This window comes from Nocardiopsis alborubida, assembly GCF_012396365.1.
Lineage (GTDB): Bacteria > Actinomycetota > Actinomycetes > Streptosporangiales > Streptosporangiaceae > Nocardiopsis > Nocardiopsis alborubida.
Window position 1 is genome coordinate 11059 of record NZ_JAAXPG010000035.1, and the last position, 12814, is coordinate 23872.

Here is a 12814-nt window from a genome sequence, read left to right on the forward strand (position 1 = left end):
TGAATGGCAGTGGCGCGCCCTGGCCTTACTCGTACCCTCTTGGGTAGCGAAAACAGGCCAGGGCACGCCAACAGCCACACCCAGAGCCGCAGAGCACCAGCGCGGATGGTCAAGCCGGACTCAGTTCTCCTCGAAACCGCTGTCTTCGAACTTCAGTTGAGCGGCATTCTCCCGGATAGTGCGCATCTGCTGTTCGGTGAACCCGTCGTGGGCGGTTGCTTCGATCTCGATCTTGACGTGGAGCTGGACCCCGTCGGCGGCTTCAAGATGTGCGAGGACTTCCTGCTGGATGTTGGCGAAGTCGATACCGGGACGGTTGGGATTGAGGTCCTTAACGCCCCAGAACCTGCGCCGGACCTCCTTGGCTGGCGGAGTCGTGGGTTGGGAGCCGGTGACCGGGTCAGGAGCCACAGGAGTGGGAGTAGAGGGTTGGGTCACGTCGTCGTTGCCATTACCTCCACTCGCAGGGACGGCATCCTCAGCCTCGGCAGCGTCCTGTGCGTGTTGGGTAACCGCTCGTGCGGGCTGGACGAGGAGCGTGTCGTCGGTGACGAATGTGGGCTCGGGCTTGTCACCGTGGACCCAGAGATTCACGTACCGGCCGGTGGCCTCGTCGTAGCCGTCGGCGATGGCGAAGGCGTCCTGTTGCCACAGGAGGACGTCAGTGGTACCGAGCACCGCCTGTTCGAGGACCTGCCGGTTAGGCAGGCGCTTCAGGTAGGGGTACTGGGTGTACCAGGACCACAGGTCCCCGAACCGCACGTGCCCCTTGTTCCATGCGTTGATCAGGGGCCCGTCGAGCGCCATGCGTACGAGCGTGGTCCCGAGCGCAGGGGTGATCCAGCCCTTGGCCTTGAGCGCGGCGGTGACGCGATCGGCCAGGGAGCCGCCCTCCCTGGCGACACGGACGAAGGAGAGCGTCGGCTTCTGACCGGGCTGTTCGACCGGGACCAGGGCCGCGGTGAAGGCGGCACGGACACGGTCGTCCACGGCCGTGTCCAACTGGCGGGCCCGGGTGACAGACTGTTTGCGCTGTTGAGGGCTGAGACCGAGCTCCTCAGCCTCGCCGGCGATGGACGTCCAGGCCCGATACTCGCGCGCTATTCCTTCGAGCTCGGGGTAGACATCGCGGTCAGCGGCGATCATGACCAGCATGTTGCGGCGCTGCCGTTGGCCCCTGCCCGCCTCTCTCAGGAGACCTTCGGCGAAGTCGGCGGCTGTGGAGGTGTCCTTGCCCCAGGTAAACTTCGGGTGCAGGACCACGAGCTTCAACACGTCGGAGTCGGGGACGTCCCCGGTGTCGAGAACAGCAGTGTGCACGGCGCTGAAGGAAGCCTTGGGCTCCTTTGCCACGGACTTGATCCGGTCGACGATCAGGGCATGAACATCGGCCTCGCTGTAGCCCGCCGCGCGGTCGGTGGCCACGCGGGAGACCGAGGCGGCCAGGTCGTACCAGGAGCGGTCGCCGTCTTCGTAGAAGTATGTGCCACGCTGCCCCAGCAGGGCGCGGGCATCCCCGATGTGGTTGATGACATCGCCGGGCACCGCGGTCCCCAGACGTAGCCGCTGGATGTCCACGCCCTTGTGTGCCGAGCGCAGTGTCGGGACGGTCGCGATGAAGACCGACCGGGCGATACGTCGTGTGAGGGCTTGCTGTCCGAACGACGGACGTTCGTGATCGATCTGGACCGGTGTGGACCCTTCGCCGTCGACGTCCTTGTCCACCACCGGCTTCCAGTTGTCATCAAGATACTTGGTGATCTCGCTGAAGACCTGGGTGTCGTCGATGGGCACCGCGCCAGGTGTGATGAGCGGTGTGGTGTCACGGGTGATCCACAACGCGTGGATGACCACGCTCATCAATCGCAGCACACCGCGAGTTCTCTGGAACTTTGGCAGCGTGGACCAGTCCTCGTAGAGGCGGTCGAAGAGCTCCGGGTGAATCGGGTATGCCGCACGGATACGTTGCTCGTACTCGCCGGTGGTCGTCTCGCGGGGGAAGAACCCGGTGTTGTCCTGGTAGTACTTCACGTACTGCTTGGCCACTGCGGAGATGTCCGCCAGGGCGACGGCATCGGGCTCCTCGAACAGACGCCGCCGCACGATCTCGAAGGACTCCACGTTGTTGGCCGGTCGCCAGTCGTCGGCGTTACGACCGATAACCTGCTGAAGGGCTTCCAGGGCGACGTGCCCGTTGTGGCCGCCCACCTCCAGCGCCGAGCCACCGCCACCGTTGTCCAGGGAGTCGGAAGCAGGGATGGACACGACGAGCATGACACCTGGGGTGGACTTGGCCATCTCGGTCAAGTGTTGGGCGAAGGTGTTCTGCGTAGCGAAGGATCCGCCGGGCAGGTCGTCGCGCCCCAGAAGCTGGCGGGCGTAAGCCACCCACTCGTCGATCAGGATCAGCACGCTCTGACCTTCAGCGGTGATGTCACGCACGAGGGCGTCGAGCGCGTCCCCCGGATCGGTACCGGAAGCGTCCGCCATCGCGACGCGGTCAAACGCCTCGCGGCCACCGAGCTGCCAGGCCAGCTCCCCCCAGAGGGTGCGTACCTGCGTGCCGTCGTCCTTGACGATTGGCTGGCTCGGGGACAGTTTTGTTCCCACCAGGGTGACCCGCTTCGCGTCCAGCGATCTCAGAGGGTCGCCTTGGGCTGTGGGCAGGGAGGTATGGATGACGTCCTGAACCGCTTGGGGCAGCTTGCTCGCGTCCAAGCCTGCTGAGAAAAGATGGTAGAGGGCCAGCATTGAGTGGGTCTTACCACCACCGAACTGAGTTTGCAGGTTGATCACCGGGCTTGCTCCGGCGTCTCCGGAAAGACGCTTGAGCGCACGGGTCAGTAGATCGGACAGGCCACTGGTCAGGTAGGTGCGGACGAAGAACTCATGTGGGTCTAGATACTCCGTCGCGGTGGCGTGGCCATGGGCTACCGCGTGCAAATCGGCGGCGAACTCCGCAGCGGAGAACTGCCCGCGAAGCACGTCAGCGTGCGGGCGGATGACGTCACGCCACGGCTTGATCGTGGTGCCAGCCTGCATACCAGCGACCTTGACCGTCTGAGACTCGCGCATCAGCCGGTTGCGGGTCTGCTTCTCGTAGACCTCCCGCTGGTGCTCCATGCGCATCTTCGCGACCGCGTCAGCTTCGTCCCCCGCACCGATCACCGTCAGCAGGCGCTCGATCGTGTCCAGAGCACGGTAGGTGTCGTCTGAGGAGAACTTGTGCCCGTGGTGGACCGAGTTCGCCGTGTCCCGTAGCTCGGAGGCCAACGCCGACTGTGGACGTGAGAGGTCCTTCTCGAAGGTCCTCCACTTTTCGGTGATCATGCGCAGCAGGAACCGCACGTCGTCCTGCGAATAGGTCTTGGGGGAACCGAACTTCGCGGTGTCCTCGGCGGTGATTAGATCGATCCAGGTCTTACCGGCGGGAGCCTGGGCAGACATCCGCATGTCGACCCACGGACGGATGCCCTCAAGCAACTGGTCGAGGCCGCGCAGTACTTTCTCGTTGTTCGTCAGCGCCATCAGAGGTCCTCCCCGAAGAGCATCTCCGCCACAGGGGCAGGGCGGATCGTGGTCGAGGTCGCGGAGACTTCGGCCCACGCACCACCGAGCCCGTTGAATAGGCCAGCGGTCGAGGCGTCTTGAGACTCCATGAGTTCGTACAGACGGGTGGCCAGGCGGTTGACCTCGTCCAGGTTCACCTTCCCCTTCACCCCTGCCATGAGCCTGGCAGCATCTTCACGTCCTTCGGTCGCGTACGCGCGTGCTAGGTGACAGGTGACCTCCCACAGTGACAAACGATCATCGTGGGCTGGGTCCCACTGGGGATCAAGATCCTGTGGCTTGATCAGTGCCACCTTGCCACCACCGGAAGTGAGGGTCCCGCCGCGAGCGATCCCGTCCACAGACAGACCAAGTGGGACCGCCAGCGATTCAGCATCACCAAACGGGCGAGTGTTCCAACCATAGGAACGGAACCAGTCCAGGCAGAACCGGGTATCGGCATCCAGTTCCGCGTCATGCTCGTTCTGTAGGGCGTCGAACGTCTGGTTGATTAGCGCCAGCGCGGTCTTGACTGGCATTGTAGAGCCGTCGTCCTCCAAGACTCGGGAGAAACGGGAGTACACGGCCATGCCAGGACCGAGGATCGTCTGCCTCAAGTCCGCTGGGGCGATGGCGCCCTCACGGATACGTGGTAGTGCCTCCTCCAGCTCCGTGTAGAGCGCGGTCAGGAACCCTGCACGGTCCGTTGCCGGAGCGGTCTTCTCGCGAGGACGGAGAGCCAACACGATCGACGAGGCGAGTGCGTTCGTGCCGACGGAAATCATGCGACCTCCGCGCTCCGAGCGAACAGGCCATGTCGCGGTGATGGTCCAGCCGTTACGCACCATGCCCTCCAAGAAGGTGGACCACCCTGTGGAGGCGACTCCTTCCTTCTCCAGTTCGGCTTGTTTGAAAGCGTAGAAGACGGTGATTGGATAGTCCGATGAGGCTGTCTTCCGAGCGTGTGCGAAGACGTTCTCAAACCCATCCTTGAAGAATCTCTCGGCGTGTGCCTTGTCGCCATGGCGATAGGGGTTGGCGACGAGCTCTTCATTCTTTGGCACGAGCATCGTTCCGAATAGGTCGGGATGGATTTTCCGAAGTGCACGCCGGAGCCAAACGTAAAAGAAATCGGACAGGTCGGAGTATCCGATGTTGTCGTAATATGGTGGGTCGGTGGCGATTAGGAGGCCTGTGTAGTCGCGGCTAGCAGCATCGTCTTGAGAAGTTTTCCCGGAAAGACTTGCTGATAGATTTTCGAGCGCTTCTGCTTGGCTTTCAGTTGCAATTGAAATGTCACCTGCGGCTCGCGCAAATGGAGACACCTCGACAAAATCCCAAGCCATCGGGATTGCTTGACGCGCGAACAGATTCCTTGCTTGGTCACGTCCGCTTGACCAGGTGACGATTGAGTTATTCAGATCTGTTGTCCGGCTCAACGCCATGCCGAGATACGTCGCCACAGCGTCAGAGTATGCCTCGGCTTCCGCGCCGCCCGCTGTCAGACGTTCGCCTCGGGAGAGCCCTTGGTCGGTGGCGTCTGCGAGTACTTTGTTGCGCACCTCATTGATGAGGTCGCTAAATGTCGTCAGAGCAGTGAGCTGGCGGTTAGTGAACAGGTCGGAAAACTCGCTCAGGCCATACTGGGGAGGGGAAAACCATCGCGGGTTCGCAGCAACGGAACCGGCTGGTGTGCTGATCGGTTGTGGGATATTTGCTGCCTGCGCGTGGTCTTTGCTGGGAGTGAGGTAAGTTCGGCGACGATTTCCTGCTGCAACGACGGAAAGCAGTTGGGTGCCAATTCGGTTGGCAACCCCTTCGGCGCGGATGAAAGCCAAAGTGACGAACCCTCCGCAAGCGACACAAGTGGCTCCCTTGCCCGTTGTCATGGTTCCATCGTCTGTTTTTATTGGAGCCTGCTTTGGGTCGTGCCCGATACTGAACTCCACACGGCGTCCGCCGGGCGCTGCGGCGTTGTCCACCACGGTCGGGATGACGTACGCCTCCTTGCCCTTTTTCTTGCCAAGCCACCAGGAACGCACCAAGGGCATGCGGATGCCACACGCCGGGTTCGGGCAGACCACTGTCCGGGCCCAGATCCACGCGATGACGGTCGCCTCGTTGGTCTTTCCTGTGGGCTTGCCATCGGGCCCCAGCACAGGCACCTGCGCCTTGGGGTACAAGTGCCCGATCCGCTCCAGTGCTCGCTCGCGCACCCAGGCGCCGTAGCGACGTACGTCCTCTGCCAGTCCCGTGGCGCGAGGCCACGAACCCAGACGACTCTCCGCAGCCCCAGGGAACACGGGCGGCTGTCCCGCAAACTTCGGCGGGATCTCGATGAGGGCCTTGTTGATCAGTACGGGAACCGGGTTGAGGTCGCTGGCGTGGGCCTCCAGGCCCAGACGCTGGGCCTCCAACGGGATCGTGCCGCCACCCGCGAACGGGTCCAGGATCGCAGGTGGATTTCCCCCTGTGCTCTTGAGGATCTCCTCGCGGGCTTTCCGGTACAGGCCCTCATCGGAGATGTTCTCCCACACCACCAGTTCTCGGATGATCCCGTGCAGGCGCTCACGCTCCGCCTTCTGTTCCTCCTCGCTGGGAAACAGCTCGGGATGTGAGGACGGATCGTCGACGAGCTGAGCGAACAGCACGGCGCGGGCTGCGGCCAGAGGGCGACGGGCCCACCACAGGTGCAGTGTGGAGGGGTGTCCATGGCGAATGGACTTCTCGCGGGCGGACTCGGCGTTGATCTCCTCCAGGGGGAGGGACACCTCGATGAGCTTACGTCGGGGGACGGAACCCTCTGGTGTTTCGGGGTGCACTGCGCTGTTCACCTGTTCAATCTAGATGCCGAGACGCTCGATCCATGCTGCGGGGACATGCGAGCGGACGGAGGAAGGGTGTGGGTCCAGGATGTCAGAGGGGCGCGACACCGCGATCCCATTCAGCCCGCCACTTGCGGCGTAGGTCGTCGACGTACTTGTCCAGGACGAGGTCGGCGAACGGGTTGAGCACGTAGCGGACCTGGTCGTTGGAGCCGTCAGGAGTGCCGGGGTCGACGGCGACCAGGGCGAGCCGGTAGTTGGGCTCAGCGTTCTTCGCGTAGCCGACCTCGCTCGTGGTGACGGTGAAGTTGTCAGCACCCAGGACCCGGCCCTTGACCTCGATGAAGACCAGGTGGCCGTCGGGTTTGCGGGAGCGGATGTCGAAGCCCTTGTTGGAGTGCTCCATCTCCTCGGGTACCCGGCCGAGCCAACGCTCGGCGGCAAGGACAGCGTCGACGGCGCGGCGCTCGGTGATGGTGGTGTCAAGGGCATAGCTGTCAGGGCTCGGCTGCTCCTCCGGGGTGGCCGGAACAACCGTGGCGGGGAGGACAAGCGCGGCACTGACGATCTTCGGAGGACGTACGTGGACCTGGGCCTCAAGGTCGAGGTCAGCCTGCCGACGTTCGAGACGGGTTTCCAGAGAACGGGCGCGCTCGCGGGCGGTGGCTGGCGAGATACGGACCCTCTTACCAGCTGTCTGGGCTTCGGTGAGCTTGATCGCCTCACCATCCCAGTAGTTCATCTGGGCCTTCAGGCGCTGGCGTACGAGTTTGCGGGTACGTTCGACGGCTGGTGACAGCCGTGCCGTGACGTCCGCGCGGTGTTCGGGCAGGCCGTGTCGGACCGCCCAGGACAAAGCGGTTTCTTCCACGCCGTCAGCGAGCCAGGGCGAGGACAGCTCGGAGCTGATGGCGTCGGTCAATACGGCGTGCTGCTCGGGGTTCAGTTCTGTGGGCGCGGTGAAGTCGAGGTACGGGGCGGGGCCTGCTGGCTGGGCGGTACCGTCGGGAAGGACGGACACGTACTGGAACTTCTTGCTGATCGTGGTTCCGTGTCCGTCGGTGAGCTCCTCCAGGAGCGAGATCACGAGCCTGGGTGAGGTGATGGCCCGGTCCAGGAAGGCCGCCCCGCGGGTGAGGGTGCCGCCGTACCTTTTGAGGATTTCGCTGATGATCGCTTCCATCAGCGGATGGCCCGGAGCGATCAGTTCGGCGTCCGGACGGCCAGACACCGTGACGGCGGAGGGCTCGAACGTGATGCGGGTGTAGCGTCGGCTGATGGTGCGGCGTCCCTCGCGCAGGGCGGCGGGCACGTTGGTCAGCTCGAAGCGGTCCTTCTCCCGTTTGGCCGCGCGTCCCCCAAGATCACGCAGGGACTCCATGACGAAGGCCGACACGAAGTGCGGCTGCATGCGCCGGGCTCGGGCCTCGTCCATCTGAAGGCGCAGTTCAGCGAGCTCGTCCACACTGATCTCGGGAGTGGCCAGGGCGTGTTCCTGGAGGAGTTCTTGTAGGCCCTCGGCCACGGACTCGTCGATGACCTGGTCCAACTGGGCGCGGATTTCGGGTTGCTCGCCATAGCGGATGGCACGCATGAGCAGGTCACGCAGCGGCTCGTCCGAGAAGGCGTTCTCGCCCAGGACGTTGAAGACCTTGCCGCCGTAGGCGCGCCGCTGCTCCTCGATCTTTGTGAGAAGGCGCTGGAAGACCTGCCCCTCCCGGGTCTGGGAGGCCACGAGATTCCACAGCCGGCAGACCTCGCGCTGGCCGATGCGGTGGATGCGTCCGAAACGCTGCTCGATTCTGTTGGGATTCCAGGGGAGGTCGTAATTGACCATGAGATGCGCGGCCTGGAGGTTCAGGCCTTCGCCAGCGGCGTCAGTGGCAATCAGGACGTGGCAGCGAGGGTCGTTGGTGAACTTGGCGCGGATCTCCCGGCGTGTTTGGCGGGCGGTGCCACCGTGGATGGTGACGATGGCGTCCGTGTCTCCGCCGAGCAGGGTGGTGATCCGGTCGGTGAGGTACCTGAGGGTGTCGCGGTGCTCGGTGAAGATGATGATCTTGTGCGGTCGGTGGTGAGAACTGGCCAGGCCTTCGTCGCGGGCCTTCATGACCAGGGAACGTAGTTCCTGCCACTTGCGGTCATCACCTGAGTCGCGGACCTGATAAGCGGTCTCCTCCAGACGGGTGAGGGCCGCGAGTTCGGCGTCCAGCTCAGCGGCGGTGCGGGCGGCGGTGGCGACGTCCAGGACCTCGCTCTCCACCTGTTCGCGCTGGGCGGCGTCCAGTTCGTCGGAGTCGTAGTCGCTCAGATCGAACGGCAGTGCCTCCGTCGTGTCGTGGAAGGTGCCGGTCAGTATCTGTTCCCGGTGGGTCCGCAGACGGGCGGCGCGGCGGCGGATCGACTGGTAGATCGCCTCGGGACTGGATGCCAGGCGACGCTGCATGACGGTGAGAGCGAAGCCTACGGTGCGTCGCTTGCCGTCGGCCTGCTCCGCTCGGTTCATCTCCGTTCGGACGTACTCGGTGACCTCTTCGTACAGGCGCATCTCCAGCGCGGAGAGGGTGTACTCGACGGTTTCGGCCACCCTCTCGGGGAACAGCGGCTTGCCCTCGAAGGTAAGCAGGTCCTCCTTGATCATCCGGCGCATCAGGCCGGTGGTGTCAGTGGAGTGCACGCCCTGGCGATACTGGCCAGCGAACCTGTCGGGGTCCAGGAGGGCGAGGAAGGACTGGTAGTTGGCCTCCGACCCCGAATGCGGGGTCGCGGTCATCAACAGCAGATGGCGGGTGATACTGCCCAGCAGCTGGCCCAGTTCGTAACGACGGGTGCGCTTGAGCTCGTTGCCGAACCACGAGGCACTCATGCGGTGGGCCTCGTCCACGACGATGAGGTCCCACTCCGTGTTGGCGAGCATGGCCTGCCACTCTTCGTTGCGGGCCAACTGGTCCATGCGCGCGATCAGCATCGGGTTGGACCGGAACGGATCGCCGTCCCGGTCGGCTGCCGCCAGGTCGCGGGTCAGGATCGTCGTCTCGATGCCGAACTTCTCCAGGAGCTCGGCCTGCCACTGTTCGACCAGCCCACCGGGGGCGACGATCAGGCATCGCTGCACGTCTCCGCGTAGCAGCAGCTCCTTGAGATAGAGGCCCGCCATGATCGTCTTACCGGCACCCGGATCATCCGCGAGTAGGAAGCGCAGGGAGCCGGGTTGGGTGAGCAAGGTGCCGTACACGGCGCGGATCTGATGGGGCAGAGGGTCGATGTCGCTGGTTTCCACCGCCAACATCGGGTCCGACAGCCCCGCGTGCCGCATGCGTAGTGCCTCTGCGGCAAGCCGGAACTGCTTGGGGTCGGCGTCGAACGACCATCGCGACTTCGGGGCCTCGGGGCGGAGCGCGGCGATGTCGTCGGGGAAAAGCACCTGATCCGTCAGGTGTCCACTATCGTCACGGACCGTGACCTGTAGGGCGTCACCGATGGGTGTGGCGGCCACGACCGTTGCCGTTCCCAGGACCAGACCAGTGAGCCGAACTCCCGGCTGAATCTCATCGGCGAGCATAGGATCCTTCCATGACCGAGCGTTGGCAGAGCTCGGAGCAGGTCTTTGCCTAAAGGAATTTCACTGTATCCGGTCGGTCCGACGATCGGACACCGCTGTTGTGAACCAGAAGCCCGTGAGCAGGAGCATGTTCCACATTCGAGGGGATCTCCAATCTTTGTGTCTGATTAGTTCGAGAGTCTGCTTCACTGAGCGCTTCGTATGATCAGCACTCCGTTATTGCACTATCCAGAGAATCCTCGGTTCAGAGTTCGGATGAGGATCAGACGAACTGGGTGATGGAGACGGCCGGGATGGGCTGTGCTCACAGGCTGCGATGGTGAGCGCACGGTGCTCGAGGAGCCGATGCGGCTACGGCCCCTCCACACATAGGGCCGCTGCTTCGAGCAGTGTCCCTCGAGGACCGGATCGCGGTCAGCTCCGCACGGCCTCGGCGATGGTGTCGATCTGGGACAGCAGGGCCTCCGGATCGGTATCCAGATCGAGGACGTGCTGGTGCACGGTGACGCCCGGATCGCCGTGCAGGCGGTGCCGTTGCGCTGTTGTCCCCGGGCCCGCCGCGTAGACCAGGTGTCCCTCAGCGAGACCGAGCCGGGTGCAGTACGCCAGCATCTGGTACAGGTCGTCCGTGTGGCCGCCCTGGTCCCTGGCCCGCTTGTACTTGACGTCCACCACACCGGTCGGACCGGCGGCGCCCGGCGGCTCGTAGACGAGGTCGGGGCGCAGTTGCGCGGTGTGCGCGTGGTCCAGATGGAAGCGCCTGTCCTGGAGCAGGCACCTGCCGCCTCTGCCGCGCAGGGCGTCGGCGAGGGCACGGGTCACGAAGTCCTCGAACACCTGCCACATGCGCAGAACCAGACCCTCGGCGCGCAGGGATCGATCCCCGGCGAACTCGTAGGAGCCTGACCTCAGGACGAGTTCCGCCAGTCGGAGCGGGTTCTGGAAGCGCGTGTTCAGCCGACTGGGCTGCCAGGCGGGCAACTCTCGGCCGGGCGGCAGAGGTTCCACCCCCTCCAGGCGGACGAGGACCCGTCGCAGGAGGGCGCGTGTAGCGGCCTTAGTTCCCGTGGTGCGAAGGAGCTTGCGCGCGGCGGTGAGTAGGATCCGGTTCTCGGCGATGTCCGTGGTGTGGTCGTCGTAGCGGATCTCCGCGGGCAGGAGCATCCCGAAGCGGCGGCGGGCCTGCTCGGTGGTCCGCAGGCGGCCACGGAGGACCGGCGCCGACTCCTCGACGGTGCGATAGCCCTGGAGAATCCCCTGTCCAAGAGCGCGTTCGCACATGCGGGCGAAGGCATGGGCGATGACGGGAAGAAGGTCGTCGTTCTCATGGACGTCCACCGACTCCTGGTGCCAGCGCATGCTTCCCTGCGCGTAGCCGAGGAGGAAGAACAGACGTCGGACGGGGAGCTTGGGCGTGATGACCAGGTCGATCGCCTCCCCGCGGGAGGTGAGCCGCACGGACCCGACCATCTCGCGGTCGGCGTTGACACACCAGTGTCCGGTGGGCTCCGGTGTCACCGTGACCAGTTTCGAGGCGGTGAGGAGGGCGGCCTGCGCAGCGGTGAGCCGGACGCCCCGCTGTGGCTTGTGCTCGGTCAGTCGAACGACCGTCACGATTGCTCATCCAGTTGCAGGGCCTTGCACAGGGACACGAGTCCGTACCTGGCCTCCACGTCCGTTCCGTCGCCGTAGTGGTGCTCCTCGAGGAGGGGAAGGATCTGGTGGCGCCACACGCGCTCCAGGCCGGTGGGGGAGGAGTGGATCGACGTTCGCATCAGGTACGACGGGCCGATGCGGAAGTCACGGTCGTCGATCCGGTCGTTGAGTGCGTCCAGCAGGAGCGCCGGAGTCTCCGGCAGGTCGTGGTGTTCGAGCCATTTCCGCAGCACCGAGGACACGGGTGCCGAGCTCGGGCGCAGCTCGGTGAACCAGAAGCGTCGGCGCATCGCGGTGTCGACGAGGGCGATCGAACGGTCCGCGGTGTTCATGGTGCCGATGATGATCAGGTTCCGCGGAAGGTCGAACCCGGCGTCTCCCTCGGACCCGTAGAGCAGCCGGACGGACCTGTTCCGGTACTCCAGCAGGAAGTAGAGCTCTCCGAAGACCTTGGCGAGGTTGCCCCGGTTGATCTCGTCGATGATCAGGACGAACGGCTCCGCCGGGTGTTTGCGTGCGGCGCTGGCGAGCGTGCGCAGAGGGCCGGGGGTGAGGGTGAAACCCGCGGACCGTTCGGCGTCACCGGGGTGGGGCCGGTACCCCTCGAAGAAGTCCTCGTAGGAGTAGGACGGGTGGAACTGCACGAGCTGGCAGTTCTCCGGCCGGTCCCCGGTCAGGTGTCGGGCCAGTTCCTGGGCCAGGTGGGTCTTCCCGGTGCCAGGGGGCCCGTAGAGGACCAGTTGGGGCTTGTCGCGGAGCAGGTCGACGCACTCCGCGAGCCACGCCCTGTCCGTGAAGACGCTCCGCGCGAACTCCTCGGTGGGCTCGGGCAGGGCGAACTCCCGCTGCTTCTGCGGACGCTGCCGGAAGCCGCCGATCAAGGCCTCCATCTCCTCACGGAAACCGGTGAGTTCGAGCAGGTCGCTGTTGGGCGTGCCGACCCGGGAGGCGAGTTCGGCCGACAGGTCCTCGAACAGATCGAGCGGCGAGGAGCGGGTGTGCCACACGACCCTGCGGACCAGCCTGTGCGGAGCCGAGGGGCGTCGGTGTCCAGCTCCTCGCCGTCCACCACGCCGACGTGGACCTGCCGGCCGACGTTGGTGAGGACGAGGTCCCCGACCCGCAACTTGGAGACGAAGCTGTGCAGCGCGAAGACGAGGCGTTCGCGCTCCTCGGCCGACCAGTGCTGGTGGAGGCGTTCGACGGTGTCGCGGACCATGGC

5 protein-coding genes are annotated in these 12814 nt (G+C 64.7%); all 5 read right to left on the reverse strand.

The features are described 5' to 3' along the window. Positions 1–120: 120 nt before the first annotated feature. Positions 121–3528 (reverse strand): Swt1 family HEPN domain-containing protein, encoded by a 3408-nt coding sequence (locus HGB44_RS27255; protein ID WP_061082585.1) that lies wholly within the window; start codon positions 3526–3528, stop codon positions 121–123. Continuing rightward, positions 3528–6383: a DUF1156 domain-containing protein gene (locus HGB44_RS27260; protein WP_210752244.1), complete on the reverse strand. Its 2856-nt coding sequence runs from the start codon at positions 6381–6383 to the stop codon at positions 3528–3530. Before HGB44_RS27260 ends, HGB44_RS27255 begins: the two co-directional genes overlap by 1 nt. 82 nt (positions 6384–6465) lie before the next feature. Beyond that, positions 6466–9936 (reverse strand): helicase-related protein, encoded by a 3471-nt coding sequence (locus HGB44_RS27265; protein ID WP_061082581.1) that lies wholly within the window; start codon positions 9934–9936, stop codon positions 6466–6468. A 414-nt stretch (positions 9937–10350) separates the two neighbouring features. After that, complete coding sequence (locus HGB44_RS27270; RefSeq protein WP_082768546.1) at positions 10351–11550, reverse strand: McrC family protein; 1200 nt, start codon at positions 11548–11550, stop codon at positions 10351–10353. Continuing rightward, a complete protein-coding gene (locus tag HGB44_RS27275; RefSeq protein ID WP_061082579.1) occupies positions 11547–12599 on the reverse strand; it encodes an McrB family protein in 1053 nt (350 codons plus the stop codon). Before HGB44_RS27275 ends, HGB44_RS27270 begins: the two co-directional genes overlap by 4 nt. Positions 12600–12814: the final 215 nt, after the last annotated feature.